General features: G+C 73.4%; 24 protein-coding genes, 1 pseudogene and 1 other annotated feature. Of the genes and pseudogenes, 16 read left to right on the top strand and 9 right to left on the bottom strand.

Going from position 1 to position 26,300, the window contains the following annotated elements; all coding sequences use genetic code 11:
- Positions 1-37: 37 nt before the first annotated feature.
- Genes F1D97_RS01450 through F1D97_RS01435 form a run of 4 tightly spaced genes read left to right on the top strand, consistent with a single transcriptional unit; the run spans position 38 to position 4,764 of the window.
- The gene (locus F1D97_RS01450; protein WP_236121968.1) at positions 38-595 is read left to right on the top strand and encodes an SRPBCC family protein; all 558 of its coding nucleotides are present in this window, start codon (positions 38-40) and stop codon (positions 593-595) included.
- Positions 592-2,133 (top strand): class I adenylate-forming enzyme family protein, encoded by a 1,542-nt coding sequence (locus F1D97_RS01445; protein ID WP_236121967.1) that lies wholly within the window; start codon positions 592-594, stop codon positions 2,131-2,133. Before F1D97_RS01450 ends, F1D97_RS01445 begins: the two co-directional genes overlap by 4 nt.
- A gap of 1 nt (position 2,134) precedes the next feature.
- Positions 2,135-2,758 (top strand): isochorismatase family protein, encoded by a 624-nt coding sequence (locus F1D97_RS01440; RefSeq protein ID WP_236121966.1) that lies wholly within the window; start codon positions 2,135-2,137, stop codon positions 2,756-2,758.
- The gene (locus tag F1D97_RS01435) at positions 2,755-4,764 is read left to right on the top strand and encodes a chorismate-binding protein (protein WP_236121965.1); all 2,010 of its coding nucleotides are present in this window, start codon (positions 2,755-2,757) and stop codon (positions 4,762-4,764) included. Before F1D97_RS01440 ends, F1D97_RS01435 begins: the two co-directional genes overlap by 4 nt.
- On the opposite strand, the gene F1D97_RS01430 is transcribed toward F1D97_RS01435, so the two are convergent.
- On the bottom strand, positions 4,702-5,844 hold the full coding sequence (locus tag F1D97_RS01430; RefSeq protein ID WP_236121964.1) for a glycosyltransferase: 1,143 nt from the start codon (positions 5,842-5,844) through the stop codon (positions 4,702-4,704). The two genes, F1D97_RS01435 and F1D97_RS01430, sit on opposite strands and share 63 nt — an antisense overlap.
- A gap of 248 nt (positions 5,845-6,092) precedes the next feature.
- Here F1D97_RS01430 and F1D97_RS01425 point away from each other — a divergent pair, with 248 nt between their 5' ends.
- The 7 genes from F1D97_RS01425 (at position 6,093) to F1D97_RS01395 (ending at position 13,575) form a co-directional block, all read left to right on the top strand.
- The gene (locus tag F1D97_RS01425; RefSeq protein WP_236121963.1) at positions 6,093-7,151 is read left to right on the top strand and encodes a LacI family DNA-binding transcriptional regulator; all 1,059 of its coding nucleotides are present in this window, start codon (positions 6,093-6,095) and stop codon (positions 7,149-7,151) included.
- Between the two features lie 36 nt (positions 7,152-7,187).
- A complete protein-coding gene (locus F1D97_RS01420) occupies positions 7,188-7,748 on the top strand; it encodes an NADPH-dependent FMN reductase (RefSeq protein WP_236121962.1) in 561 nt (186 codons plus the stop codon).
- A 91-nt stretch (positions 7,749-7,839) separates the two neighbouring features.
- Complete coding sequence (locus F1D97_RS01415; protein WP_236121961.1) at positions 7,840-9,078, top strand: MFS transporter; 1,239 nt, start codon at positions 7,840-7,842, stop codon at positions 9,076-9,078.
- Between the two features lie 15 nt (positions 9,079-9,093).
- A complete protein-coding gene (locus F1D97_RS01410) occupies positions 9,094-9,987 on the top strand; it encodes a glycosyltransferase (RefSeq protein ID WP_236121960.1) in 894 nt (297 codons plus the stop codon).
- A gap of 76 nt (positions 9,988-10,063) precedes the next feature.
- Entirely contained in the window at positions 10,064-11,299 is a 1,236-nt protein-coding gene (locus tag F1D97_RS01405) for a transposase (protein WP_236121959.1), read from the top strand.
- A 328-nt stretch (positions 11,300-11,627) separates the two neighbouring features.
- Positions 11,628-13,205, top strand: a complete 1,578-nt coding sequence (locus F1D97_RS01400; RefSeq protein ID WP_236121958.1) for a Hint domain-containing protein — start codon at positions 11,628-11,630, stop codon at positions 13,203-13,205.
- A gap of 1 nt (position 13,206) precedes the next feature.
- Positions 13,207-13,575, top strand: coding sequence for a hypothetical protein (locus F1D97_RS01395; RefSeq protein WP_236121957.1), 369 nt, complete (start codon positions 13,207-13,209; stop codon positions 13,573-13,575).
- Positions 13,576-13,660: 85 nt separating this feature from the next.
- Here the strand turns inward: F1D97_RS01395 and F1D97_RS01390 are convergent.
- The 5 genes and pseudogenes from F1D97_RS01390 to F1D97_RS01375 form a co-directional block, all read right to left on the bottom strand.
- Positions 13,661-14,899, bottom strand: a pseudogene (locus F1D97_RS01390) (IS3 family transposase).
- Positions 14,508-14,621 (bottom strand) — a sequence feature (AL1L pseudoknot). It overlaps the preceding pseudogene by 114 nt.
- A 339-nt stretch (positions 14,900-15,238) precedes the next feature.
- Positions 15,239-15,592: a nucleotidyltransferase domain-containing protein gene (locus tag F1D97_RS17515; RefSeq protein ID WP_396022548.1), complete on the bottom strand. Its 354-nt coding sequence runs from the start codon at positions 15,590-15,592 to the stop codon at positions 15,239-15,241.
- 163 nt (positions 15,593-15,755) lie between these two features.
- Positions 15,756-16,406 carry a winged helix-turn-helix transcriptional regulator gene (locus tag F1D97_RS01385; RefSeq protein ID WP_236121956.1) on the bottom strand — a complete coding sequence of 217 codons (651 nt, stop codon included), beginning with the start codon at positions 16,404-16,406 and terminating at the stop codon, positions 15,756-15,758.
- 6 nt (positions 16,407-16,412) lie between these two features.
- Positions 16,413-16,847 (bottom strand): VOC family protein, encoded by a 435-nt coding sequence (locus tag F1D97_RS01380; protein WP_236121955.1) that lies wholly within the window; start codon positions 16,845-16,847, stop codon positions 16,413-16,415.
- Positions 16,848-16,961: 114 nt separating this feature from the next.
- Complete coding sequence (locus F1D97_RS01375) at positions 16,962-18,143, bottom strand: ROK family transcriptional regulator (protein WP_236121954.1); 1,182 nt, start codon at positions 18,141-18,143, stop codon at positions 16,962-16,964.
- Between the two features lie 151 nt (positions 18,144-18,294).
- On the opposite strand from F1D97_RS01375, the gene F1D97_RS01370 reads away from it, so the two are divergent.
- The 5 genes from F1D97_RS01370 to F1D97_RS01350 all read left to right on the top strand — a co-directional run bounded on the left by F1D97_RS01370 (position 18,295) and on the right by F1D97_RS01350 (position 24,259).
- A complete protein-coding gene (locus F1D97_RS01370) occupies positions 18,295-19,818 on the top strand; it encodes a sugar ABC transporter ATP-binding protein (RefSeq protein WP_198303442.1) in 1,524 nt (507 codons plus the stop codon).
- Positions 19,815-20,861 carry an ABC transporter permease gene (locus F1D97_RS01365; protein WP_236121953.1) on the top strand — a complete coding sequence of 349 codons (1,047 nt, stop codon included), beginning with the start codon at positions 19,815-19,817 and terminating at the stop codon, positions 20,859-20,861. The genes F1D97_RS01370 and F1D97_RS01365 overlap by 4 nt, the downstream gene beginning before the upstream one ends.
- An 89-nt stretch (positions 20,862-20,950) precedes the next feature.
- Positions 20,951-22,003, top strand: coding sequence for a substrate-binding domain-containing protein (locus tag F1D97_RS01360; protein ID WP_094181132.1), 1,053 nt, complete (start codon positions 20,951-20,953; stop codon positions 22,001-22,003).
- 67 nt (positions 22,004-22,070) lie between these two features.
- The gene (locus F1D97_RS01355; protein ID WP_094182350.1) at positions 22,071-23,261 is read left to right on the top strand and encodes a Gfo/Idh/MocA family protein; all 1,191 of its coding nucleotides are present in this window, start codon (positions 22,071-22,073) and stop codon (positions 23,259-23,261) included.
- Complete coding sequence (locus F1D97_RS01350) at positions 23,258-24,259, top strand: sugar phosphate isomerase/epimerase family protein (RefSeq protein ID WP_094181131.1); 1,002 nt, start codon at positions 23,258-23,260, stop codon at positions 24,257-24,259. The genes F1D97_RS01355 and F1D97_RS01350 overlap by 4 nt, the downstream gene beginning before the upstream one ends.
- Here the strand turns inward: F1D97_RS01350 and F1D97_RS01345 are convergent.
- From F1D97_RS01345 to F1D97_RS01335, 3 genes are all read right to left on the bottom strand, one after another.
- Complete coding sequence (locus tag F1D97_RS01345) at positions 24,246-24,809, bottom strand: TetR-like C-terminal domain-containing protein (protein ID WP_236121952.1); 564 nt, start codon at positions 24,807-24,809, stop codon at positions 24,246-24,248. The two genes, F1D97_RS01350 and F1D97_RS01345, sit on opposite strands and share 14 nt — an antisense overlap.
- Complete coding sequence (locus F1D97_RS01340) at positions 24,802-25,644, bottom strand: alpha/beta fold hydrolase (RefSeq protein WP_236121951.1); 843 nt, start codon at positions 25,642-25,644, stop codon at positions 24,802-24,804. The genes F1D97_RS01345 and F1D97_RS01340 overlap by 8 nt, the downstream gene beginning before the upstream one ends.
- 64 nt (positions 25,645-25,708) lie before the next feature.
- Complete coding sequence (locus tag F1D97_RS01335) at positions 25,709-26,290, bottom strand: TetR/AcrR family transcriptional regulator (protein ID WP_236121950.1); 582 nt, start codon at positions 26,288-26,290, stop codon at positions 25,709-25,711.
- Positions 26,291-26,300: the final 10 nt, after the last annotated feature.

The following is a 26,300-nucleotide window of genomic DNA, read 5'->3' as shown; positions in this document are numbered from 1 at the left end:
TTGCCGGTCACAGGAGGCGACCGCACGATCGACCGCCATGACGATCATCGACAGCAGCCCGCTCTTCACGGCGGCGGAGTCCATCGAGCTCGACCTCTCCCCGGACGAGGTGTACGACGCGGTGTCCGACCTGGCCCGCAGCGGCGACTGGAGCCCCGAGTGCCGGGGCGGGGTCTGGACCGGGGAGCCCGGTGCCGTGGGCTCGGTGTTCCGCGGCGAGAACTACCGCGCGGAGGACGTCGTCGGGTGGGCGCCGCTGGTGCGCGGCACCTGGTACACGGAGGCGGAGGTCGTCGAGGCCGACCGCCCGGTCCGGTTCGCGTGGGCGATGCGCACGCACGCCGGCACGACGCAGGACAGCGTCTGGGGCTTCCGCATCGAGCCGGGTGCGACGGGCAGCGTCCTCACGCACGACTACGTGATGGTCCGGGCGACCGAGGGCATCCACCACATCGTGGCGGACCTCGACGAGGCGGAGCGCGTGCGCTTCGTGCAGGAGTGGGGCGCGAAGATCGTCGACGACGTGCGCCGCACGCTCGAGGCCATCAAGGCGGTCCTGGAGGCGGAGCCGGTGCGGGCGGGGTCCGGGGCGTGATCTACCAACGCATCGGCAACCGGGGGATCCGGCTCGGCTCGCTGTTCGCGCGCGGTCACCGCGCGAACCCCCGTGCGCGCCTCGTCACCGACCACGACCTCGACCTCGCGCCGGGCCGTCGGGAGTTCTCGATGGCGGACCTGCAGGAGCTCGTCGAGGACTTCTCGGCGCGCCTGTGGTCCGCGGGCCTGCGCACGGGCGACCGGCTCGTCGTCTACAAGAGCGACAACTTCGACGTGACGCTGCTGGCCTGCGCGTGCGCGCGGATCGGCGTGGTGCCCGTCCTGCTGTCGCCCAAGCTGGAGCCGGCGACGGCGTTCGCGCTCGTGCAGCGGCTCGGCCGCCCGCACCTGCTGACGGACCCGCGCAAGCTCGCGACACCCGCGCTGGCCGACGCCGCGGCGCACACCGCGACGCTGCTGACGGTCGGCGCGTGGCGCGAGGGCATCGACCTCGCGGGCATGACGGACCAGCCGCGCGTGGCGGAGGTCGAGGTCGGGCCGGACGAGCCGCTGTTCGTCACGCACACGTCCGGCACGACGGGCCTGCCGAAGCTCGCGGTCCACACGCGCCGCACGATGCAGTCGCGCTACCGCCCGCAGTCGCTGTTCGCGCGGCTCGTGCCGCGCCGCGAGGCGGTCGCGATCCACGTGTCGTTCGTGCACTCGCGGATCTTCACGGCCCTGCCGATCGCGGTGCTGCACGGGCACAGCGTCGCGCTGCTGCGCGAGGACGACCCGGCCCTGGCCGCCCGCGTGCTCGCGCGCGTGCGCCCCGGGCTCGTGGAGGCCCACCCGAACACGTTCACGTCGTGGGAGGTGCTGGCGGACCACCCGGCCCGCCCGCTCGCGGACGTCCGGATCTTCTCCAGCACGTTCGACGCGGCGCACCCGCGCACCGTCGAGGCGATGCTGCGCGCGTCGCGCCGGCGCCGGCCGGTGTACGTGCAGATGTACGGGCAGAGCGAGGTCGGCCCGATCGCGTGGAGGGTGTACGACCAGCGCCGCGGCATGCCCGAGGGCCGTGACGTGGGCCGCGGGTTCCCGCTGTCCACCGCGATCCGGGTGGTGCCGCGCGACGGTCGCCCGCCGAGCCGCGAGCACCCGGGCTACATCGAGGTCCGCAGCGACGGGCGCATCGTCACCTACTTCGCCGAGCACGAGCGCTGGCTCGCGCAGGTGAACGACGGCTGGTGGCGCATGGGCGACGTGGGCTACAAGGACTCGCGCGGCCACCTGCACCTGCAGGACCGGGAGATCGACCTGATCGACGGCGTGCCGAGCACGCTCGAGGTCGAGGACCGGCTCCTGGTGCGTCTGCCGGAGGTCGCCGAGATCGTCGTCGTCGAGCTCAGCGAGGGCCCCACGGCCGTGCTGTGCACGCGCGACGGGAGTCCGCTGGACCCGACGCGGTGGACGCTGGCGACGCAGGACCTGCCGGTCACGCGCCGCGTGCAGCTGCCGCGCGAGCAGATGCCGACGACGTCGACGACGAAGGTGCGGCGCCGCGAGCTCGTCGCACTCCTGGAGGGACGCTGACGTGCCGGGCCTGCCGACGATGGAGGCGTACGCGCTGCCGACGCGCGGCGAGCTCCCGGTCTCGACGATGCCGTGGCGCGTCGACGCGGACCGCGCGGTGCTGCTGATCCACGACATGCAGCGGTACTTCGTGCGCGGGCTGCCGCAGCCGCTGGGTGACACGCTCGTCGAGCGGGTCGCGACCCTGCGTGCCTGGGCGCGCCGCAGCGGCGTCCCGGTCGCGTACACGGCGCAGCCCGGCTCGATGACCCCGCAGGAGCGCGGCCTGCTCGCGGACGTGTGGGGCCCGGGGATGCGCGCGGAGCCCGACGACCGCGCCGTCGTGGACCGGCTCGCGCCGCACGAGGACGACTGGGTGCTCACGAAGTGGCGGTACAGCGCGTTCGTGCGTTCGCCGCTGCTCGACCGGATGCGTGAGGCGCACCGCGACCAGCTCGTCGTGTGCGGGGTGTACGCGCACGTCGGCGTGCTGATGACGGCCGCCGACGCGTTCCAGCACGACATCCAGCCGTTCGTCGTGGGTGACGCGATCGCGGACTTCTCGCTCGCGTACCACCGGCTCGCGCTGGACTGGGCGGCGGACCGGTGCGCCGTCGTCACGACCACCGCGGACGTGGTCGGATGACGGCAGCCGAGCTCCTGGGTGCGCTGCTCGCGGACGGCACGCGCCCGTTCGCGCTCGTGCACCGCCCCGCGCACGACGAGGACGTCGTCGACCTGCTCGTCGGCGACGTCCTCGAGGCCCGGCGGCTGCACGACCTTCCCCTGCACGGTGCCGCGTGCAGCCGCCGCGGCCCGGGCGAGCCGGGCGGGTCGCTCGAGTCGCTCGTCGTCGTGCCGTACCGGCAGGTCACGGAGCGTGGCTTCGCCGCGGTCGACGACGACGAGCCGGTCGTGTGCCTGACCGTCGCCGAGCACCACCGCCTCGCGTGGGCGGACGTGGTCGGCGCGCTGCCGGGCAGCCCGGCGGCCGTCGTCGGGGACTTCGACGTGACCGACGAGCAGTACGCGGACCTCGTCGCGACGGTCCTGCGCGACGAGATCCACACGGGCGCCGGCGCGAACTTCGTCGTGCACCGCTCGTGGGAGGGGCAGGTCGCGGACGGCAGCCCGCCCGTGGTCGCCGCGGCTGCGGCGCTGCGTCGGCTCCTGCTGCGCGAGGCGGGCGCGTACTGGACGTTCGTGATCCACACCGGGTCCCGGACGTTCGTCGGCGCGAGCCCCGAGCGGCACGTCACGCTGCACGGCGGCACCGCGACCATGAACCCGATCAGCGGGACGTACCGGTACCCGTCGTCCGGACCGACGCTGGACGGCGTGCTCGACTTCCTCGGGGACACCAAGGAGACCGACGAGCTCAACATGGTGCTCGACGAGGAGATCAAGATGATGTCGCGGCTGTGCCGCGACGTGCACGTGCTCGGCCCGTACCTGCGGGAGATGGCGCGGCTCGCGCACACCGAGTACCTGGTCGAGGGCACGGCCGAGGTCGACGTCCCGACGCTGCTGCGCGAGACGATGTTCGCGCCCACGGTCACGGGCAGCCCGATCGAGAACGCGTGCCGCGTGATCGCCGCGCACGAGGGCCGCGGCCGCGGGTACTACAGCGGGTTCGCCGCGCTCGTCGGGCGCGACGCCTCGGGCGCCCCGAGCGTGGACTCGGCGATCCTCATCCGCACCGCGGACGTGCGCGACGACGGCCGCCTGACGATCGGCGTGGGCGCGACCCTGGTGCGCCATTCCGACCCGCACGCGGAGGCCGCCGAGACCCGCGCGAAGGTGGCGGGCGTCCTCGGCGGGTTCGACGTGGACGCGGCGGGTCCGCTCGCGTCGCACCCGGACGTCCTCGCCGCGCTGGACCGCCGCGGGCGGCGGATCGCGGACTTCTGGCGGCCCGGCCGCGGTGCGGGCGCCGGGCGCCGGGCCGCGCGGTCGCTCGCTCGTCGGCCCGAGCCGGGGCGCGTGCTCGTCCTGGACGCGGAGGACACGTTCACGCACATGCTCGCGTGCCTGCTCACCGACGGCGGGTGGGACACCCGGATCGCGCCCGTGACGCAGGTCGCGGCGCACGGGCGGGACCTGGACGCGGCGCTCGCGGACGCGGACGTCGTGCTGCTGGGTCCCGGCCCGGGGGACCCGCGGGGGGACGACGACGAGCGCGTGCGCGCTCTGCGCGCGGCGGCGACCCGGCTGCTCGCGCGGCGCTCGCCGTTCGTCGCGGTCTGCCTCGGGCACCAGGTCACGGCGGGGCTGCTCGGGCTGCGGGTCGTGTCGCACACCTCGGCGCGGCAGGGCGAGCAGGCGGAGATCGACCTGTTCGGGGCGCGTGAGACGGTCGGGTTCTACAACAGCTACGTCGCGCGGTCGCACGTCGACTCGTTCGACGTGCCGGGCGTCGGGTTCGTCGACGTGGCCCGCCGCGGGTCGGACGTGCACGCGCTGCGGGGTCCGTTCTTCGCGACGATGCAGTTCCACCCGGAGTCGGTGCTGACGCTCGACGGCGGGCGGCTGCTGCGCGACGCGGTGACGTGGGCGGGCCAGGGCGAGCGCTCCGGGCGCCGCCCGCGGTCAGGCGGTCAGGAGCCCTTCGAGCCGGTCGGCGGCCTCCGCCGCTCCGTCGCGGGCCTGTAGCGCGTCGGACAGGCGGCGGGCCGCCGCGGCGAACGAGGGCTCGGTGAGCACCTGCGACGCCGCGGCGGCCACCGCGTCGGCGGGCGCGTCGGCCGGCAGCGACCGGCCGGCGCCCCGCTCCTCGAGGAACGCGGCGACGCGGGGCTGGTCGAGTGCGGCGACGCCCTCCTGGTCCTCGGCCCGCCCGGTCAGGCACACGACCGGGACCGCGTGCCGCAGCGCGCGCATCGCGGTGCCGTGCCCTCCGTGCGTCACGACGAGCGCGGCGTCCTGCATGAGCCGACCGTGGTCCGCGAACGCGAGGACGGTGGCGTTCTGGGGGACGACGAGCGCGTCGGGCGTCACGGCGCCGACGGTCGCGGTGACCCGCACGGGCAGGTCGGCGAGGCCGTCGAGGGTGCGCTGGAGCTTGGAGACCGACGACTGCGCGACGGCGGTGCTGAAGCTCACGACGACGTGCGGGCGCTCGTCGTCGGCGCCGTGGACCGGCCGGGCCCGCGAGTCCAGGGCGAGCACGGGCGCGCCGTGCCGGGCGTTGGGCCAGGGCGTGAGCGCGGGGGAGTCGAACTCCTCGAGCGCGTTGACGTGCAGCGCGTCGGCGCGTCGCCACAGCGTGCGCACGTCGGGCATGGTCCCGAGTCCCGCGCGGCGGCGCGCCTCGGCCTGGTCCCCCATGAGGACCTCCCAGCCGTCGATGGTGCGGTGCAGGAACGTGTGGAGCATGACGGCGACGGGCACGCCCGCGTGCGGGGCCGCGTCGAGCGCGGCACCGAACATCGCGTCGACGACGAGCACGTCGGCGTCCTCGTCGGCGCGCAGCGCGAGCACCTCCTCGCCGACCGCGGGGTCGGTGAGGAAGCTGAACAGGCGGCCGCGCGGGTGCCAGGCGTAGGCGTCGGCCCGCGCGTACGACGACTCGAGCACCGTCGCGGGCAGTCCCGCGGCGGTGACGCGCGGCGCCATCTCGGGTCGCCCCGCGAACACGACGCGGTGCCCGCGCGCGACCAGGGCCTGTGCGATCCCCACGCTCGGCGGCACGTTCCCGCCGCCGTCGAAGCATGCCCACACGAACGTCGCCACGTCGCCCCCTCGTCGTCCTCGCGCCGCCGGGACCGGCGGCTCGGGCCGCCACGCTAGCGGCGGCGCGAGGTGGGGCGGCCGTGCGGTCGCCGCGTCTGTCAGGTCGGGCCCCGGCGGGGTCTTGACCGCTCCCGGGTGGCGGTGCAACGATCCAGTAATACGATCTACTAGAACGATCGAGAAGCGCTCGATCGACCACCGCCAGGCGATCCCGCCGGCGGTCCGGCACGCAGGCTCAGGAGGTCACGGTGGCCGAGCGCCCCAGCATCAAGACCGTCGCCGCCGCGGCCGGGGTCTCGCCGTCGACGGTCTCCAACGCCTACCGCCGGCCCGAGCAGATGACCCCCGCCGTGCGTGAGCGCGTGCTCGCCGCCGCCGACCGCCTGGGCTACCCGGGCCCCAACCCGATCGCGAGCTCGCTGCGCAGCCGCCGCACCGGCTCGGTCGGCGTGCTGTTCGCGCAGGACCTCACGTACGCGTTCAGCGACCCGTACTGCCTCGACCTGCTCACCGGCATCGCGCAGGTCGCGAGCGAGCACGCGACGAACGTGCTGCTCATGCCCGTCGGGCCGCACGTCGTGTCCCACACGTACTCGCGCGACGAGGAGCTGCGCCTGCTGCAGTCCGTGCGCCAGGCCGCGCTCGACGGCGTCGTCGCCGACGGCGTCGACCCGACGCACCCCGTGCTGCGCGTGCTCGCCGACCGCGGGGTGCCCGTCATCGGCACGGTCGACGACGGCGGGCCGTGCGTGCTCGTCGACGACCACGACGCCGCGGTCGCCGTGGGTGCGCACCTGCGCGCGCTCGGGCACCGCCGCGTGGTCGTGGTCGCGGACAGCATGGACGACGGTGACGTGCAGCTCGCCGACCCCGACGACCCGCGGATCTTCCCGTACGCACGCCTGCGGGCCCGCGGCACCGAGGTCGGGCTCGGCGCGGACGCGCAGGTGGTCACGATCTCCGCGGGCCAGAACACGCCCGCGGCCGGCCGGGCCGCCGCCGCGCTCGCGCTCGGCCTGCCGCTCGCGCCCACGGCGGTCGTCGCGACCACCGACGTGCTCGCGCTCGGTGTGCTCGACGAGCTGCGCGACCGGGGCGTCGTCGCCGGCGAGGGCCTGTCGGTCACCGGGTTCGACGACGTGCCGCGCGCGGCCGAGCTCGGCCTGACGACCGTGCGCCAGCCGGTGCAGGACAAGGGCCGCCTCATGGCCCGCATGCTCGTCGACCCGCTCGTCGAGGCCGCGCGCGTGACGCTGCCCACCGAGCTCGTCGTCCGGACCAGCACGGGGCCCGCCCCGCAGGGGTAGCCCGCACCAGCCACCACTCAGCCAGGGGGAAGTCGCATGTCCAGTCAGCTCAAGCTCGTCCTGATCGTCGCGAGCGTGCGCGACCAGCGGTTCGGGCCCGTCGTCGCCGGATGGGTGCGGGAGCAGCTCGAGGCGCACGGCGGGTTCGACGTCGACGTGCTGGACCTCGTCGACGTGCACGTGCCCGTGACGCTCGACGGCTCGGGGGACACCGAGGCGCTCAAGGCGCGCATCGGTGCCGCCGACGCGTTCGTCGTCGTCACGCCCGAGTACAACCACGGCTACCCGGGGTACCTCAAGGTCGCCGTCGACACCGTGCTCGAGGAGTGGGCCGGCAAGGCGCTCGGCTTCGTCTCCTACGGCGGGTCCGCGGGCGGGTCGCGCAGCGTCCAGCAGCTGCGCCAGGTGTTCACCGAGCTGCAGGTCCACACGATCCGCAAGCAGGTCGTGTTCTCGGGCGTGTGGGACCGGTTCGACGACGAGGGCCGGCTCGTCGACGGCGCCCGCTACGAGGGTGCCGCGAAGTCGATGTTCGACCAGCTCGTGTGGTGGGCCGCGGCGCTGCGCGAGGCGCGCCGCACGCCCGTCGTCGCCTGACGCGTCACCCGCCCTTCTTCACGGCCGAGCCGTCGGCCACCTCCCGGCGGCCACCTCCCGGCAGCCACCGCGCACCGACCAAGGAGTCGTCATGCCCTCCCCCCGTGCCGACGCACCACCCCTGACCTCACCGCGCCGCGCGGTGCTCGCGCTGACCGTGCTCGCCGCCGGGGCGTTCTGCTTCGTGACGTCGGAGACCCTGCCCAGCGGCCTGCTGACGATGATCTCCGACTCGCTCGGCGTGGAGCAGTCCACGACCGGCCAGCTCGTCACGGTCTACGCGGTGATCGTCGTGCTGTTCTCGCTGCCGCTGACCCGGGTGACCGCGCGCGTCCCGCGCCGCGGGCTGCTCACCGTGACGCTCGTGGTGTTCGCGACCGCGTCGCTGCTCGCCGCGCTCGCCCCGTCGTTCGGCGTGCTCGCCGCGGCCCGCGTGCTCGCGGGCGTGAGCCACGCGCTGTTCTGGTCGATCGCCGCGGCGGCCGCGACCGGGCTGTTCCCGCCCGAGGTCCGCGGCCGGATGGTCGCGCGGCTGTCGATCGGCAGCGCGCTCGGACCCGTGCTCGGCGTCCCGCTCGGGACGTGGCTCGGCCAGCAGCTCGACTGGCGGGTCCCGTTCGCGGCGATCGGGGCGGTGAGCGTCGTCCTCGCGATCGCGGTCCTGGCACTCGTGCCGCGCTACGCACCCGAGGAGGGCGGCGCCGCGCGCGGGCTGACGCCGAGCGTCTCGCGGTTCGTCGTGCTGCTCGTCACGACGTGCCTCGCGGTCGCGGGCGGCATGGCAGTGCTGACGTACATCGCGCCGTACGTGCTCGACCACGCGGGCTTCGCCGACCGGTCCCTGAGCCTGGTGCTCGCGGTGTCCGGCGCCGCCGGGGTGGTGGGCACGACCGTCGTCGGCCGGTTCCTCGACCAGCACGTGCGTGCGTGCCGCGTCGTCACCCTCGTCGGGCTCGTCGTCGCGCACACCGGGCTGTGGGCGTTCGGCGACCAGCCGGCGCTCGTCGTCGCGGGCGTCGCCCTGACGGGCGGGTGCTTCGGTGCGCTCGCCGCGACGCTCATGCACCGCGGCCTGCAGGTCGCGCCCGGCAACACGGACATCGCGATGGCCGCCGTGAGCACTGCGTTCAACATCGGCATCGCCGCGGGCGCGTTCCTCGGCGGGCGTGTCCTGGACGCGGGCGGGCCCCAGCTCGTGCCGCTCATGGGCGCCGGGCTCGTGGCGCTCGCGCTCGTCGTCGTGCTGGCGGAGCCCGTGCTCGTCGCCCGCCGCGGCGCGCCGCCGGTGCCGCGACCCGCGGACGCCGTCATGACCTCGACCACCCACTGAATCCCGGAGGCCCCTGTGCGCTCGGAGCTCCTGACGGCGACGGTCGTCGTCCCCACCTACAACCGCGCCGACCTGCTCGCCGCGACGCTCACCTCGCTCGTCGCGCAGGACCTGCCCGCCGACAGGTTCGAGGTGATCGTGTGCGACGACGGCTCGACCGACCGCACGCCCGACGTCGTGGCCGACTTCGCGACCCGCCTGCGGCTGCGGTACCTGTACCAGGAGGACGACGGCTACCGCGTCGCCGCCGCACGCAACGCGGGGATCACGGCGGCTGCCGGCGACGTGTGCGTGTTCGTCGACTGCGGCGTCGTCCTGGCGAGCGGCGCCGTGCGTGCCCACCTGGACGCGCACGCGGCCACGCCCGGCCCGGCCGCGGTGATCGGCTACGTCCACGGCTTCGAGCAGGACGACGACGACGCCGAGCGGCTGCGCGCCGAGACCGACCTGACGGACCTCGACGCGACGCTCGCAGGCTTCGTCGCGCGCGGCGTGTGGCCCGACATGCGGGAGCGCTCCTACACCCGGTACGACGACGAGCTCGCGGGCCTGCCCGCGCCGTGGGTCCTGTACTGGACGTGCAACGTCTCGGCCTCGACGGAGCAGCTGCGGCGCGTCGGGCTGTTCGACGAGGCGTTCCGGACCTGGGGCGGGGAGGACATCGACCTCGCGTACCGCCTCTTCCAGGACGGTGCGACGTTCGTGCTCGCACGCGCCGCGACCGCGCTGCACCTGCCGCACCCCAAGCGCTACGCCGAGCGCGAGGACGGCGCCATTGCCAACTACCGCTACCTGGCGGACAAGTACCGCAACCCGATCGTCGACCTGATCACCGAGCACCCACCGCTCGACTTCCGGGAGCTGAACGACGAGGTCGTCGCGCGTGGCCTGGCGGTCGCCACGACGTGAGCAAGGACCCGTGCGTGAGACCCACGTGACGGGACGACGGTGCCGGGCACCCGCCCGGCGAGCTGCAGGGGGACCCATGACTTCCACGACATCGCACGTCTCGGCCGAGCTGATCGGCAGACCCGACTTCGAGGAGTTCTGCGCCAGCGTGTTCGCGGCCCTGCCGCGGCGCGACCAGCAGCGCAAGGCGGCCGCCTACGTCGCCGGGCTGCTGCGCGCGAGCGGCCGCAAGTCGCTGCGCAACATCGCCGCCGCTGCGGGGGCGGACGTCAACGAGCAGAGCCTGCACCACTTCGTCAGTGAGTCCACGTGGCCGTGGCGGACCGTGCGCCGCGCGCTCGCGCAGCACGTGGTGCCGACGAGCCGGCCGCAGGCGTTCGTCGTGCGGCACCGGGACACGCCCGCCCGCCCCGCCCGCCGCGGCGGCGGCGACCTGCCGCAGCCGCGCCGCACCTACGGGCTGTGGGCCGCGACCGACGGCACGGCGCTCCCGCTGTCCTGGTGGCTGCACGAGGACCCGCGCACCGGCCGCACGCCCGGGCGGGTGCCGGAGGCCGTCGTCGTCGAGGCGTACCGCGACGCGGTCGGCGCCGGGCGCGGCGGTGTCCCGCTCGTCGCCGACGCCCGCGGGATCTCCGTCTCCTCGATGCTGCGCGGCCTCGAGGCCGCCGTCCCGGGCGCCCCGGTGGCCCTGCGGATCGGCGCAGGCCAGGCCGTGCAGGTCACGGACGCGCGCTGCGCGCCCGCCGCCGGGGCGTGGATGCCCGCGCAGCAGGTCGCGGCGTGGACGCGGGACCTGCGGCGCGCGAGCGGGACCGCCGTGTCCGTCGAGCCCGGGCGCCTGGCCGTCGCGCGCATCGGCGTCCAGGTCCCCGAGCGCACGGGTGGCGTGGGCGCTCGCGGGCTGCCGCCGCTGCTCGCCGAGCTCGTGTGCCTCGGCGACCCGCGGCGACCGTGGCCGCAGCAGCTCTGGCTCGTCGCGGGCGGGCCCGCCGACGCGGACCTCGCGCAGCACCTCGCCGGCTGGCTCGACCGCGCCCCGGCCAGCGCCGAGCCGACCAGCGGCTCCCTGGGTCTCGACGACTACCGCGGCCGGTCCGACGACGGCTTCCACCGGCACGCCGCGCTCGTCGGCGTCGCGCAGGCGTTCCTCACCCACCAGTCCGCGGCCCGCGCGATCCGCCTCCGCGAGACCGCCCGCGCCGCCGCCGACCGCTCCGCGGTCTGCTCCTCCCGCCTCCCGACGGCCCGTCCCCCGCGCTCCGCGCTGGCCCGCCGCCTCCACCCCCGCCCGGACACCGCCCACGCCTGACCCACCCCGCAAGGCCGAGCCCGCGTCCGACGAGAGCGCGGTGCTCGTGGGTGGAGAAGCGCTCGCCAGACGAGCGTTTCTCCACCCACAGACCGGTGGGGCCGACTCGTCCGGCACGACGTGGTCGTCGCGTCCGGGGCTGCGTCCGTCATCTCGGTCGTCCGTTCAAGTGAACGTCGAGCCGTTCGTACCGGTAGCGACCCGTATGACCACTAGTGTCCCCTCGGGCCCTCGATGGGGCCCGACTACGACGCGGGTGCCGCCTGAGACGGCACGACCAGCAGGGTGCTGCCGCGGCTGTCTCCTGCTCTGCCTGGGACGGGGTGGCATGGGAGCAGCGAAGCGGGCGCCGAGGCGTCGCGTCACGGGTGCGATCGTCGCGGCCGCTCTCGCGGGGGGAGTGGCGGTCGGTGTCGTCGCCGCGTCCCGCGAGCCGAGCATCGAGGCGCAGCGGTGCGCCGCGGGTGAGGCGCCGACGGTGGCCGAGGCTGTCGTCCCGGGCACGGGCGTGCTGCGCGTGGCCGCCCCGGTGACCCCCATCACGTTCTCGCGCGCCAGTCGCGGCCGCGCGGTGACGTTCGAGACCGAGGCGGGCGATGTCGCGCTCACGGTTCCTGTGAGTCTGGGTGCCCCGCGCGTCGACGGCACGCACGTCGTGTATCCGCTCCTCGCGGCGACCGGGCAGCCGGTCGACGGGCCGGTCCTCACGGTCGAGGTGCACGCGGACGGCTCGGGCGTGACGCCCGCGATCGAGCTGCGGGACCGCGAGGCCTACGAGCAGGTGCGCGCCGCGGCGGGCGCGGACGGACTGGGCTTCGAGGCGTTCTCGTGGCGGTCTCTCGCGTTCGACTCGGTCGTCGGTGGCGCGTCGGGTCTGCTGGGCGCGGGCCTGGGCAAGGCGGCGGCGAAGTTCGCCGCCCCTGCCGCGAGGCGTCTGGGCTCGTCGTTGTCGTCGGCGGTCAAGAGCGTGTCGGCGAAGACGTCGTCGGCGGCGGCGCCTGCTGCGCGAAGTGCGGCCAAGGCGGGGTCGGCGGCGAAGGCGAAGCCGTCGGGCTCGTCGCCGAGGGTGCCGGAGGGTGCCGCGTGCCGGTTGTCGTTCTCGGGTGACACGCGTGTGCTGCTGGCCAGTGGGGCGAGCGTGCGGATCGACGAGCTGAAGGTCGGCGACGAGGTCATGGCCGCAGACCCGCAGGCCGGCGAGAAGCGCGGGGAGCAGGTCGAGGCGGTCCACGAGCATCAGGACGCGCTGATCGTGCTGGTGATCGACGGTGCGCAGCTGCGCACCACCGAGGACCACCCGTTCTGGTCGGTGAGCGACCAGCGCTACGAGCGTGCCGACCACCTGAGCCCTGGTGAGCTGGTGCTCACGTCCGACGGTCGCACGGCCACGGTCGACGCGGTCGTGGACGACGAGCCACTGCTGGCCCCGGCGTACACGCTGACGGTCTCCGACCTGCACACCTACTTCGTGCTCACCAGCACCCCGACCACCACCGACCCGGCCCGCGGCCCACCGGCCTCGAGCACCGCTATTCTCGTCCACAACTGCGACGTCGCCGCAAACACCGTAGCCCGGTTGGAGCCGTCGGTTGGCCAGAAGGTCTTCCGCGTCTACGGCGGTGATTCGAAGGCGGGCGGTGCGTCTTGGTCGCCCGTCGACCCGCGAAGTGTAGGGAACTACAGAGACGCAGCCGGCCTGCCATCAGGTGGCGCAAGCGGAGCCACCAACACAGGGCAGTTCGTTATTGAAGGAACCCTGAACGACCCAGCAGCGGTGGTCCTGCAACGCAGCGCCCTTCCGCTGGATGGCATGAAGGTCGGGGTGCCCGAGTACATCGTCCCGAACTGGTTGGAGAACGGGTCCATCACGATCAACCGCGTCAGCGGTGTCAACCCGGGGTTCTGACATGACCGGGGAGATCTACTACTTGAGCTCGCTCGACAGCGCTCGTTTCGAGCCCGTGCGCGAGTGTCGCGTTGAGCGCCGACTGACGTTCGATTCGGGCAAGGTCGCAGTCGAGGCCCGGCTGTCGCCCACTATCGTCGGACAGGACTTCAGTCGGGCGTCGGACATAGACACCGTCGTCTTGTCCTGTCGACACGAGGATGCCGAGATCGATCCAGTAAGAAAGTTCCCGTGCTTCGTCTTCATCACCATTCCCAGGCGCGACGACTACGTCCTCCAAAGCCCGATTCGCTCCGATGATCTCGACATCATCGGGTGGGGTGAGCTCTACGGGACCCGTGAGGACGCGGAACGTCACAGTTTCTCTTGAGAGTCAAGCCATGACGACCCGACTCCCGGAATCGCTGCGATTGGCCGACGCGGGCCGCCGACCTCGAAGCTGAACCGCCCCGGGTTCAGTGGAGGCTCGGTTCTCTGGTTCCCAGCGTCGTCGACGCGGGGTTGTGACGGTAGTAGTTGGCCTCGTGCTCGGCCGGTGGGATGTCGCCGAGCTCGGAGTGCAGGCGCCGGTTGTTGAACCAGTCGACGTACTCGAGCGTGGCGATCTCGACGTCGTCCAGGGTCCGCCACGGGCCCTTGCGGCGGATCAGCTCGTTCTTGAACAGCCCGATCGTGGACTCGGCGATCGCGTTGTCATACGCGTCCGCGACCGAGCCGATCGAGGCACGCATGCCGAGCGCTGCGAGGCGTTCGGTCAGGGCCAGCGAGACGTACTGGGGCTCCCGCGTCCGAGTGGTGGATCAGCCCGGTCAGGTCCGCGATCCCCGCTCGGCCGCGGGTCCAGGCGGCCATCTCGAGGGTGTCGGTGACCAGGTCGGCGCGCATGCGCGTGTCGGCCTTCCAACCCACGATCATCCGCGAGAACACGTCGATGACGAACGCGACGTAGCTGAAGCCGGCCCACGTGCGCACGTAGGTGAAGTCGGCGACCCACAGCTGGTTCGGCGCCGTCGCGCTGAACGCCCGGTTGACCAGGTCACCGGCGCGCGCCCCGTCCTTGGCGGGGATCGTGGTGCGCCTGGCCCGTCCGCGGACCACCCCGCGCAGGCCACGCTCACGCATCAGCCGCTCGACGGTGCAGCGGGCGACCGGGTGCCCTCCCCGGTGCAGGTGCTTCCACATCTTGCGGGCCCCGTAGACGCCGTAGTTCGCCGCGTGCTCAGCGACGATGACCTCGCCCAGGGCCGCATCCGTGACCGAGCGCGCCGAGGGCGCACGCGTCTTGGTCGCGTAGTACGTGCTCGGGGCGACCTGCAGCAACCGGCAGATCGGCTCGACCCCGAACTGGTCACGGTGGGCGTCGATGAACGCCACTACCTGGTCGACGGGCGGTCGAGCTCCGCCGCGAAGAAAGCCGACGCCGCCTTCAAGATCGCGTTCGCCCGCCGCAACTCACGGTTCTCCCGCTCCAGCTCGGCCATCCGCTGCGCGTCGCTCGTCGTCGTCCCCGCCCGGTCACCGGCATCGACCTCGGCCTGCTGGACCCAGCCCCGCAACGTCTCGGGATTGATCCCGAGCTGATCCCCGATCCGCCGACACGCCGCCGGACGGGTCAGCGGGTCGCGCTTCGCCTCCAGCACGAGCCGGATCGCGCGCTCACGCAACTCGTCCGGATACTTCCTCGGTGCAGCCATGACCCTCATCCTCCGGGGATTGAGAGCCTCCATGGAAGCCGGGGCGGTTCAGATTGGGAAAATGACACACCCGAACGACCCGTGGGTGCTCGTGGTCGCTGCGCTGGAAGGGGCTCGTCCTTACGAGTAGGTCGGCTGGCTTGGCCGGTGAGGTGCCGTCGGATTTTGTGGCGTAGGAGTGCACCGTCGATGCCCTTCGAGAATGCCTCGCCGACCTGCGCGTGGGTGCAACGGTTCGAAGGTTGCCCCGGACTTCCCGGATCCCGCCGCCGGGGTACAAGGGTGCGTGGCCGCCGGCTTGGTGGAGGATGCCGGGGTCAATGCCGCGGTCCTGCGGTGTCAGGTCGTGCACAGGCTGAGCTCGATCGCCGGCCTGTACGGCGCCTCGTAGTTGAGGCGAGTTGGTCGTCGACGTGCCCCGAGTCGGTCTCCCGCTGTATTCGCGCAGCAGTGGGTGCACTGCCCTGCGGGACACGAGGTCCACCGGGCGCCCGAGGATCTGTGACATCTCCTCGACAGCGTCGACGATCTCGCAGGTGACGTGCCGGCTGGGAAGCAGGTCGTAAGCACGTCGATGTCGGAGTCCGCGCGATCCTCGCCGCGTGCGACCGAACCGAACGCGCCAGCCCGGCGAACCCGTACCGCGCGCACAGCTCGACGCGCGCGGCGCTGACGCTCGTCGACCCGGGTCATGGCGCAGGGTAGTGCTCGCGAGGCGCGAGAGAACGGCGAGCTCGTCGACCATCTGCACCGTCTACTCCCCTCGGTCGAGTGCGCACGCTGGTGCGCGAGTGCGGACGCCGGGCGTGCGCGGTCGGTACGGAACGTGCGCAGTCGGCGAAAAGGTGGGGGCGGGTCAGGCGGCCAGGTGGAAGGTGGTGGCGAAGCGGGTCAGGAGGGTGTCGGGGCCGGAGAGGACCTGGACGACGCCCGTGGTGAGGGCGAGGTCGGGGGTGAGCTCGCCGGAGATGAGGTGGCGGATCTGCGGGCCGGCGGTGAACGCGAGGTCGGCGGCGGTGAGGTCGCCGTCGGCGCGGATGACGTCGAGCCGCGGTCCGTCGACGTGGACCAGCAGCTCGGCGGGGCCGAACCGGGTGCCGTAGGTCGTCGCGGGCAGGGCGGCGGCGACGTCGGGGCGGAACGCGGTGCGCAGCGCCATGGTCATGGAGTCGGGCGTGATGACCTGCTCGGCGCGCGGTTCGCCCATCGCCTTGAACCCCCACGCCCCGAGCGCGAGCACCACGGGCTCGAGCTCGCGGCCGTAGGGGGTCAGCTCGTAGACGACGACGCGCGAGTGCGGGACGCGCCGGATGACGCCGGCGGCCTGCAGCTCCTTGAGCCGCGTCGCCAGGATGTTGCTCGGGATGCGGGGGAGGCCCGCGGCGAGCTCGCCGTAGCGACGCGGCCCGACGAGCAGGTCGCGCACGATCAGCAGCGCCCAGCGTTCCCCGACGAGCTCGAGGGCGCGGGTGACGCCGCAGTACTGCCCGTAGTCGCGTGCGGCCATGGACCCTCAGGCCTGCTGGGCGGCGTAGGCGTCGGGGCCCTGCGCGGCGGCGACGGGGTCCATCCAGCCGAGCTCGAGGATGTTGCCGTCGGGGTCGGAGAGCTGGCGCTGGTACATGAACCCGAGGTCGGTGGCGGGCTGGTCCTCGGTGCCTCCGGCGGTGAGCCCGGCGGCGACGGTCGAGTCCACGTCCTCGCGGCTGTCGAGGAAGATCGCGACGGCGGAGGTGGGGGACTGGCGGGGGTCGCCGAGGGGTCGCTCGGTGAAGGTCTGGAAGTACTCGCGGACCAGGATCATGAAGTAGCTGTGGTCCTCCTCGACGACGACGCACGCGGCGTTGTGGTCGGTGAACTGCGGGTTGATGGTGAAACCGATGGCCTCGTAGAACGCCTTGGCGCGCTCGAGGTCGGTCACCGGCAGGTTGACGAACATCGCGGTCATCGTGGGTTCCCCTGACTTCGGACATACGTGGACGAAGCCACACTTGCAAAAAGCAAGTGGACCGTCAAGAGGGACGACGAGACCCGTCGGGCTCTCGGGGTGCAGGACGGGTGATCAGCCGACGAGCGCGTCGATCGCGGACGCGGACAGCACGTGCTCGGCGGCCATCGCGCTCGCGCCGAGCACGCCCGCCTCGGTGCCGGTGCGCGTCGGGACGATGCGCAGGTGCTGCGTCGCGAGCGGCAGCGACCGGCGGTAGACGACCTCGCGGATGCCCGCGACGAGGTGCTCCCCGGCTCCCGCGACCTGTCCGCCGACCACGATCACGGACGGGTTGAGCATGCTCACGCACGCGGCGAGCACGCCGCCGATGCTGCGGCCCGCGTCCCGCACGGCGCGGCTCGCCTCGATGTTGCCGGAGCGGACGAGCGCGACGACGTCGCTGCTGGTCGCGGCCGTGACGCCGGCCGCGGTGAGGTCGGCGGCGATGGCCGGGCCGCTCGCGACGGCCTCGAGGCAGCCGGTGTTGCCGCAGCGGCACGGCCGGTCCACGCCGCCGGGCACGGCGATGTGCCCGAGGTCGCCCGCGGAGCCCTGCGCGCCTCGGGCGAGCGAGCCGTCGAGGATGATGCCCGCGCCGATGCCCGTGGCGACCTTGACGTAGAGCAGGTGGCTCACGGTGCGCCAGCGCGCGGTGTGCTCGCCGAGCGCCATGAGGTTGACGTCGTTGTCGACGAGCACGGGCGCGTCGAGCCGCGCGGACAGCATCTCGGGCACGTCCGCGTCGTCCCAGCCGGGCATGATCGGCGGGTTGATCGGGCGTCCCGTGGAGTGCTCGACGGGACCGGGCAGGCCGACGCCGACGCTCGCGAGGTCGCCCGGCTCGCGCCCGGCCTGCGTCAGCAGCGTGCGGCCGATCTCGACGACACGCGTGAGCACGGGCTCGGGGCCGGCGTCGATCGAGATCGCCTCGCCGTGCTCGGCGAGGACGGTGCCCGCGAGGTCGGTGACGGCGAGTCGCGCGTGCGTCGCGCCCAGGTCGACGGCGAGGACGACGCGCGCTGCGGGGTTGAACGCGAACGTCGCGGGCGGGCGGCCCCCGGTCGAGGTCGCCTCGCCGGCGGGTGCGACGAGGCCCGAGGCGAGCAGCGCGTCGACGCGCGCCGCGATCGTCGAGCGGGACTGACCGGTCACGGTCGCGAGGTCGGAGCGCGTGCGCGGACGGCCGTCGCGCAGGAGCTGGAACAGCTCGCCGACGCCCGCGGGTCGCGGCGCGGCTCTCGTCGGCTCGGCCATGCGCACAGTGAACCATCCCGTTCCGGCTGGTCGCGGCGCTGTTCGTCCCAGTTGCCCGCGCCACCCTTTTGTTGGTCGCGATCCTGTAACGACACCACGCGCTCGTCAACTTTTGCTTGACGAACAGCAGAAGTATCCCTAGGTTCGGCGCATGGTCAACGAGGACCGAACGGAAACAGCGCCGCTGCTGTCCATGCGCGGCATCGTCAAGCACTTCCCGGGCGCCCGCGCCCTCGACGGCGTGGACCTCGAGGTGCGCCGCGGCGAGGTGCACTGCCTGCTCGGCCAGAACGGCGCGGGCAAGTCCACGCTCATCAAGGTGCTCGCGGGCGCGCACCAGCCGGACGCCGGAGAGGTCCTCATCGACGGCAGCCCGGTCACCATCGCCGACCCCGTGAGCGGCCTGCGCCTCGGCATCGCGACCATGTACCAGGAGCTCGACGTCGTCGACGGGCTGTCGGTCGCCGAGAACATCTACCTCGGCCACGAGCTGTCGAGCGGCGGGTTCACCCGGCGCCGCGAGGTCGCGCAGCGCACGCGCGAGCTCATGGCGCGCCTCGGGCACGCGTCGATCCCGCCGCACCGCGAGGTCGGCCGGCTGTCCGCCGCGGGCAAGCAGATCGTCAGCATGGCGCGCGCCCTGTCGCACGACGCGCGCGTGATCGTCATGGACGAGCCCTCGGCGGTCCTCGACTCCGAGGAGGTCGCCAACCTGTTCCGGGTCGTGCGCGACCTCACCGCCCAGGGCGTGTCCGTCGTCTACATCTCGCACCGCCTCGAGGAGATCCGCCAGATCGGCGACCGGATCACCGTCCTCAAGGACGGCCGGACGGTCGCGACCGGCCTGCCGGCGACCACCCCGACGCCCGACCTCATCCGCCTCATGACGGGCCGCACGGTCGAGTACGCGATCCCGCGTCGCGAGCCGGTGGCCGACGACGCGCCCGTCGTGCTCGAGGTCGCTGACCTGGGCCTGAAGGGCGCGTTCGAGGACGTCTCGTTCTCGGTGCGCGCAGGCGAGGTCGTCGGTCTCGCGGGACTCGTCGGCTCGGGCCGCTCCGAGATCCTCGAGACGGTGTTCGGCGCGCGTCGCGCGACGAGCGGGACCGTGCGGGTCGGCGAGCGGCGCGTGCGCACCGGCTCGGTGGCCGACGCGGTCGCCGCCGGGATCGGGCTGTGCCCCGAGGAGCGCAAGAGCCAGGGGCTGCTGCTCGACGAGCCCGTCTACCGCAACATCACGCTCTCGACGTTCGCGCGCACCGCGCGCGGCGGGCTGCTCGACGAGGCCACCGAGCGCGAGCAGGCACGCGCCCAGGTCGAGGCGCTCGAGGTGCGGCCCGCCGACGTGGCCCGGCACGCGCGCACGCTCTCCGGCGGCAACCAGCAGAAGGTCGTGCTCGCGCGCTGGCTCGTGCACGGCTGCAAGGTCCTGCTCCTCGACGAGCCCACGCGCGGCGTGGACGTGGGGGCCCGCGCCGAGATCTACGCGCTCGTGGCCGAGCTGACCGCGGCGGGTGCCGCCGTGGTCGTCGTCTCGAGCGAGATCGACGAGGTGCTCGGCCTGGCCGACCGCGTGCTCGTCGTCTCCGAAGGGCGGGTGGTCCACTCCGGACCCGCCGCCGACATCGACGAGCACCGCGTGCTCGACCTCGTGATGGAAGGAAGTGCCGCATGAGCGAGCACGACGTCGCCAGCGACGCGCCCGCCCCGGGCAGCGTCGACGCACCCCCGGCGCCGGCCCGTCGCCGAGGCGCCGGGCTCCTGCACGGGCCGGCAGGCCGCAACCTCGGGCTGGTCATCGCGCTCGCGGCGATCTGCGTCGTCGGGGTCGTCACCGCCGGCGACCGGTTCGCGAACGTCGACAACCTGCTGACGATCCTGCGCCTCGCCTCGGTGCTCGGCGTGCTGTCGATCGGCATGACGTTCGTCATCACCGGCGGCGGCATCGACCTGTCGGTCGGCTCGGTGCTCGGGCTCGCGTCGGTGTGGGCGTCCACGCTCGCGACCCAGACGATGGCCGAGGACACGCACTGGATCGTCATGGTGCTCGTCGCGCTCGGCGTGGGCGTCGGCGCGGGGCTGATCAACGGGATCCTCGTCGCGTACGGCAAGGTCGTCTCGTTCATCGCGACGCTCGCCATGATGGTCGCCGCGCGCGGCCTGGCCGAGGTCATCGCGAACCGCCGCACGCAGGTGGTCCGGGTGCGCGACTTCCTCGACTTCTTCCGCGCGGACTTCCTGGGCATCCCGATGCTCGTGTGGATCTTCGCCGTGGTGTCGGTGGCCGGGTGGGTGCTGCTCAACCGGACGACGTTCGGCCGCCGCACCGTCGCGGTCGGCGGCAACGCCGAGGCGGCCCGCCTCGCGGGCATCAAGGTGCAGCGCCACACCATGTACCTGTTCGCGCTGTCCGGCCTGGCCGCGGGCATCGCCGGCGTCATGATGCTCGGCCGCACCACCGCGGGCAGCTCGACCAACGGGATGCTCTACGAGCTCGACGCGATCGCGGCCGTCGTCGTCGGCGGCACGCTCCTGGCGGGTGGCCGCGGCAGCATCGTCGGCACCGTCTTCGGCGTCCTGATCTTCACGACGCTGACGAACGTGTTCACGCAGAACAACCTGTCGATCTCCGCCCAGTCCGTGTTCAAGGGCGCGATCATCGTCGGCGCCGTCCTGCTGCAGCAGCGGCTCGCCGACCGTTCCCGGGCCGGCACGTAGCCGCCCCTCGCCACGACGAGAACACCCCCGCACCCGCCGGTCCCGACTCCGGCACGTCACTCGCGCACCACCGATCAAGGAGGATCGTCATGTCCGCACGCAAGAGCCGTCGTCGCTGGCTCGCCGCCGCCGGGGCGCTCGCCGCCGCGTCGCTGCTCGTCACCGGCTGCACGTCCAACGAGCCCACGAAGTCCGACGACGACACGCAGGCCGCTCCGGTCGCGGCCGGCGAGAACGACGAGAAGGGCGACACGGTCGTCATCGGCTTCTCCGCCCCGGCCGCGGACCACGGCTGGATGGGCTCGATCACGAAGTCCGCGAAGGACCTCGCCGCGCAGTACGACGACATCGACCTCAAGGTCGCCGACGGCACGAACGACGTGAACCTGCAGATCAGCCAGGTCGAGCAGTTCATCAACGACAAGGTCGACGCGATCGTCCTGCTGCCGTTCGACGGCGCGGCGCTCACCGAGGTGGCCATCAAGGCCATGCAGGCGGGCATCGTCGTCGTGAACGTCGACCGTGAGTTCGACGACCCGACCGCCGCCCGCACCACCGTGCTCGGCGACAACTACGGCATGGGCATCAGCGCGGGCCGGTACATCTGCGAGCAGCTCGGCGGCAAGGCGGGCGCGAAGGTCGCGGAGATCGCCGGCATCGACTCGCTGCCGCTCACGCAGGACCGCAGCCAGGGCTTCGCCGACGCGCTCGCGGAGTGCGGCCTCAAGGTCGACAACCGGGTCGCCGCGGACTTCACGGTCCAGGGCGGCGAGGCCGCCGCGGCGAACCTGCTGCAGGCCGCGCCGCAGCTCGACGCGATCTGGAACCACGACGACGACCAGGGCGTCGGCGTGCTCGCGGCGATCGAGGCCGCGGGCCGCGACGAGTTCTTCATGGTCGGCGGTGCGGGCTCGAAGAACGTCATGGAGGCCATCAAGGCCGACGACTCCGTGCTCAAGGCGACGGTCGTCTACCCGTCCACGCAGGCGGCCGACGGCATCAAGCTCGCCCGGCTCCTGGTGCAGGGCAAGTCGATGAGCGACCTCGTCGAGGTGGAGGTGCCGCGCACCATCCAGCTGTACGCGCCCGTCGTCACCAAGGCGAACGTCGACCAGTACCTGCCGACGGCCTTCGAGTCCTGAGAACCACACCGGGTGGGGCGGCCCGACGGTCGCCCCACCCGGGTCCCGAGGAGGGGACGTGACCGAGATGCGACGACCGCGCCTGGGCGTGGGGATGGTGGGCTACGCCTTCATGGGGGCCGCCCACTCGCACGCGTGGCGGACCGCACCGCGCTTCTTCGACCTGCCGGCGGAGGTCGACATGGCGGTGGTCGCGGGGCGTGACGAGACGAAGGTGCGCGCGGCGGCCGAGCGGCTGGGGTGGCGTGCGGCGGTGACCGACTGGCGCGCGCTCGTCGGGCACGACGACGTCGACCTGGTGGACGTCTGCACGCCGGGCGACACGCACCCCCAGATCGCCGTGGCGGCGCTGGAGGCCGGCAAGCACGTCCTGTGCGAGAAGCCGCTCGCCAACACCGTCGAGGACGCGCGGGTCATGGCGGCCGCCGCCGCGGCGCGTCCCGACCTGGTGGCGATGGTCGGCTTCACGTACCGCCGCGTGCCGGCGATCCAGCTCGCGCGGCAGCTCGTCGTCGACGGGCGGATCGGGCAGGTGCGGCACGTGCGTGCGCAGTACCTGCAGGACTGGATCGCGGACCCGCAGGTGCCGTTGTCCTGGCGGCTCGACCGGCAGAAGGCCGGGTCGGGTGCGCTCGGGGACATCGGCGCGCACGTGGTCGACCTCGCGCAGTTCATCACGGGCGAGTCGGTGACGGGCGTGAGCGCGGTCCTCGAGACGTTCGTGCACGAGCGTCCGGTGGCCGACGAGTTCACGGGCCTGTCCGGGGCGTCGTCGGGGAGCGGCGCGACCGGACCCGTGACCGTGGACGACGCCGCGGCGTTCCTCGGCCGGCTGTCGGGCGGTGGCCTGGCGACGTTCGAGGCGACGCGCTTCGCGTACGGCCGCAAGAACGCGATCCGCCTGGAGGTCAACGGCTCGACCGGGTCGCTCGCGTTCGACTTCGAGGACATGAACGTCCTGCACTTCTTCGACGCGACCGAGCCCGCCGCGACGGCCGGGTTCCGCCGCATCGTCGTGACCGAGCCCGAGCACGCGTACGTCGCGGCGTGGTGGCCTGCGGGCCACGGCCTGGGCTACGAGCACGCGTTCACGCACCAGGCCGTGGACCTGGTGCGCGGCATCGTCGCGGGCGAGCACCCGCGGCCCACGTTCGCCGACGGGCTGCAGGTGCAGCTCGTCCTGGACGCCGTCGAGCGGTCCGCCGCCGACGAGTCCCGCTGGACCCCCGTCCCGACGTCTCAGGAGGATGTGCGATGACCCGCCCCGTCACCCTGTTCACCGGCCAGTGGGCCGACCTGCCGTTCGAGGAGGTGGCGCGGCTCGCGTCCGGCTGGGGCTACGACGGCCTCGAGATCGCGTGCTGGGGCGACCACCTGGACCCGTGGCGCTGGGACGACGACGACTACGTCGCCGACCGCCTCGCGATTCTGGAGCGCTACGGCCTCAAGGTGTGGGCGATCTCCAACCACCTCAAGGGCCAGGCCGTGTGCGACGACCCGATCGACCAGCGGCACCGCGACATCCTGCCCGACGTGGTGTGGGGCGACGGCGACCCCGAGGGCGTGCGGCAGCGGGCCGCGGAGGAGATGAAGCACACCGCGCGCCTGGCCGCGAAGCTGGGTGTGAAGACGGTCGTCGGGTTCACGGGCTCGTCGATCTGGAAGTACGTCGCGATGTTCCCGCCGGCCTCGGCCGAGATGGTGGACGCGGGCTACCAGGACTTCGCGGACCGGTGGAACCCGATCCTCGACGTGTACGACGAGGTGGGCGTGCGGTTCGCGCACGAGGTCCACCCCTCGGAGATCGCGTACGACTACTGGACGACGCAGCGCACGCTCGAGGCGATCGGCCACCGCGAGGCGTTCGGGCTCAACTGGGACCCGAGCCACTTCATGTGGCAGGACCTCGACCCGGTGGACTTCATCCTCGAGCACCGCGACCGGATCTACCACGTCGACTGCAAGGACGTGAAGCTCCGGCTCGGCAACGGCCGCAACGGCCGCCTCGGCTCGCACCTGCCGTGGGCGGACCTGCGCCGCGGGTGGGACTTCGTGTCGACGGGTCGCGGGGACGTGCCGTGGGAGGCGGCGTTCCGCGCGCTCAACTCGATCGGCTACGACGGGCCCATCTCGGTGGAGTGGGAGGACGCCGGGATGGACCGCCTCGTCGGCGCGCCGGAGGCGCTGGAGTTCGTGCGGCGCAACGCGTTCGACGCGCCCGCGGCGGCGTTCGACGCGGCGTTCAGCGCCCGCTGAGCCCCCGGTCGACGAAGTCGACGAACCACTCGACGCTCGCGTTCCGGTCGGTGTCGAGCTGGAACCCGCCGGCGGCCTCGATGACGGCGAAGCCGTGGAACAGGCTGCGGACCATGCGCAGCACGTGCACGGTGTCGGCCGGGTCCACCGGGTAGGCCGCGACGGCGGCCGCGAGCGACTCGAGCACGCGGTCGCCCGCGGCCACCAGCGGCGCCTCCGTCTCGTCGGCGTCCACCCGGACCGTCGCCGCGTACCTGCCGGGGTGCGCGGCGGCGTACCGGCGCAGCGTGTGCGCGGCGGCGGCGAGCGCGTCGCGTCCCGAACGGCCCTGCAGGGCGTCCCGCAGGGCCGCGCCGAGCTCCGTCAAGGCGAGTGTCGCGATGCGGCGCTGGAGGTCGGCCTGCCCCTCGACGTGCTTGTAGAGCGACGGTGCGCGCACGCCCAGGCGCTGCGCGAGCAGGCTCATGGTGACGTCCGGCAGGCCGACCTCGTCGGCCAGGTCCGCGGCGGCCGCGACGACGACGTCCGGGTCGAGCCCCGCCCTAGGCACGCGGCTGTCCCGCGAGCGTGCTGGCGAGGAACGGCAGCAGCAGCGCGAGCGTCTCGTCGGGCAGCTGAGTGTGCGGGTAGTGCCCGGCGCCCTCGATGACCGCGACCTGGCCGATCCCGTCGGGCATGGCCGCGACGACGGCCTCCGCCTCGGCGCGCGGGTCCGCCCAGTCGGGGTCGAGCGTCCCGGCGACGACGAGCGCGGGGCGGGTCAGGCGGCCCAGGTGCTCGCCCGCGTCGGCCGGGCTGGACGAGCCCATGCGCCGCAACGCGCGCATCCGGCCCGGGCGGCGCAGCTCGTCGGCGTTGCGGCGCAGGTGCTCGGCCCAGTCGGCGGGCCTGGTGGGGTAGGCCAGGTCGAGGTACCAGTGCCACCACGTGACCGAGCCGAGCGCGGCGGTCAGGGCCAGGCGCGTCATGCCGCGGCGGTACCGGGCGACGCGCAGGTCGCGCAGGCTCGTCGTCTGGCGGCGCGTGAACGGCGCGAGCTCGACGACGCCCGCGACGAGGTCGGGCGCCTGCGCGGCGGCGATCGTCACGGCGCCGCCTGCGAGCGAGTGCCCGACGAGGACCGCGGGGCCACCCAGGTGGCGCACGAGGGCCAGCAGGTCGCCGGCCACGGCGGTGCGGGAGTAGTCGGGCCAGTCGGCGCTGGACTCGCCGCAGCCGCGCAGGTCGAGGCTCGCGACGCGGTAGCCCGCCGCGACGAGGCGGGGCGCGACGAACCGGTAGGCGGCGCGCGAGTCGCCCATGCCGTGCGCGAGCACGACGAGCGGCCCGGTGCCGGCGACGTCGTAGGCGAGGGTCCCGCCGTCGACGCTGAGCTGGTGGGTCATGACGTCTCCTTGGCTAATGTCGTTAGCCCTAAAGCTACGGGCATTAGCCGAACTCGTCAAGCGGTCACTCCGCGCGCAGCTCCGGAGCGGGCAGCTCGTGCGTCTGCGCACCCCGGCGCAGACCGTTGAAGCAGATCGCCAGTGCGCGCGACACGTCGTCCTCGGTCGTCAGCGGGTTCGTCATCAGCGCGCCGGCCATGACCGCGACCAGGAGGACGTCCTCGAGCGTCGTGCCCTCGCGCACCACCCCGGTCGCGACCGCCTGGGCCAGCGCGCGCGAGAGCAGCGCGTTCGACCGCTCGGTGACCTCCGCGAGGTGCACGTCGTCGATCACCGACGCCTCGATCGCCGTCATCAGCCCGTGCATGTCCGCCATGTACCAGCACATCTCCACGACGAGCCGCTCCAGCAGGTCCGGCCCGCCGCGCTCGGCCTCGTAGCGCTCCAGGGTGGCGATCCGGTCGTGCAGCACCGCCGCGAGCAGCGAACCGCGGTCGGGGAAGTGCCGGTACAGCGTGGCGCGCCCGACGCCCGCCTGGACGGCGACCGTGTCGAGCGGCGCGTCGACCCCGTCCCGGCGGAACACGGTCGCGGCGGCCTCGACGAGCCGCGCGTGGTTGCGCGCGGCGTCGTTCCTGGGGGACATGAGGCGGACG

This window comes from Cellulomonas palmilytica, assembly GCF_021590045.1.
Taxonomy (GTDB): Bacteria; Actinomycetota; Actinomycetes; order Actinomycetales; family Cellulomonadaceae; genus Cellulomonas; species Cellulomonas palmilytica.
The sequence above is the reverse complement of the archived record's forward strand: the minus strand, read 5'-3'. Positions and strand labels throughout refer to the sequence as shown.

Bases quoted from the DNA above. Each gene is read 5' to 3' on its own strand.
- F1D97_RS01365 (WP_236121953.1), top strand. From the start codon at position 19,815: ATGAGCGAGCACGACGTCGCCAGCGACGCGCCCGCCCCGGGCAGCGTC.
- F1D97_RS01380 (WP_236121955.1), bottom strand. From the start codon at position 16,847: ATGACCGCGATGTTCGTCAACCTGCCGGTGACCGACCTCGAGCGCGCC.
- F1D97_RS01435 (WP_236121965.1), top strand. From the start codon at position 2,755: ATGACGGCAGCCGAGCTCCTGGGTGCGCTGCTCGCGGACGGCACGCGC.
- F1D97_RS01335 (WP_236121950.1), bottom strand. From the start codon at position 26,290: ATGTCCCCCAGGAACGACGCCGCGCGCAACCACGCGCGGCTCGTCGAG.
- F1D97_RS01370 (WP_198303442.1), top strand. From the start codon at position 18,295: ATGGTCAACGAGGACCGAACGGAAACAGCGCCGCTGCTGTCCATGCGC.
- F1D97_RS01350 (WP_094181131.1), top strand. From the start codon at position 23,258: ATGACCCGCCCCGTCACCCTGTTCACCGGCCAGTGGGCCGACCTGCCG.
- F1D97_RS01415 (WP_236121961.1), top strand. From the start codon at position 7,840: ATGCCCTCCCCCCGTGCCGACGCACCACCCCTGACCTCACCGCGCCGC.
- F1D97_RS01405 (WP_236121959.1), top strand. From the start codon at position 10,064: ATGACTTCCACGACATCGCACGTCTCGGCCGAGCTGATCGGCAGACCC.
- F1D97_RS01340 (WP_236121951.1), bottom strand. From the start codon at position 25,644: ATGACCCACCAGCTCAGCGTCGACGGCGGGACCCTCGCCTACGACGTC.
- F1D97_RS01385 (WP_236121956.1), bottom strand. From the start codon at position 16,406: ATGGCCGCACGCGACTACGGGCAGTACTGCGGCGTCACCCGCGCCCTC.
- F1D97_RS01400 (WP_236121958.1), top strand. From the start codon at position 11,628: ATGGGAGCAGCGAAGCGGGCGCCGAGGCGTCGCGTCACGGGTGCGATC.
- F1D97_RS01420 (WP_236121962.1), top strand. From the start codon at position 7,188: ATGTCCAGTCAGCTCAAGCTCGTCCTGATCGTCGCGAGCGTGCGCGAC.
- F1D97_RS01355 (WP_094182350.1), top strand. From the start codon at position 22,071: ATGCGACGACCGCGCCTGGGCGTGGGGATGGTGGGCTACGCCTTCATG.
- F1D97_RS01450 (WP_236121968.1), top strand. From the start codon at position 38: ATGACGATCATCGACAGCAGCCCGCTCTTCACGGCGGCGGAGTCCATC.
- F1D97_RS01395 (WP_236121957.1), top strand. From the start codon at position 13,207: ATGACCGGGGAGATCTACTACTTGAGCTCGCTCGACAGCGCTCGTTTC.
- F1D97_RS01360 (WP_094181132.1), top strand. From the start codon at position 20,951: ATGTCCGCACGCAAGAGCCGTCGTCGCTGGCTCGCCGCCGCCGGGGCG.
- F1D97_RS01375 (WP_236121954.1), bottom strand. From the start codon at position 18,143: ATGGCCGAGCCGACGAGAGCCGCGCCGCGACCCGCGGGCGTCGGCGAG.
- F1D97_RS17515 (WP_396022548.1), bottom strand. From the start codon at position 15,592: ATGACCCGGGTCGACGAGCGTCAGCGCCGCGCGCGTCGAGCTGTGCGC.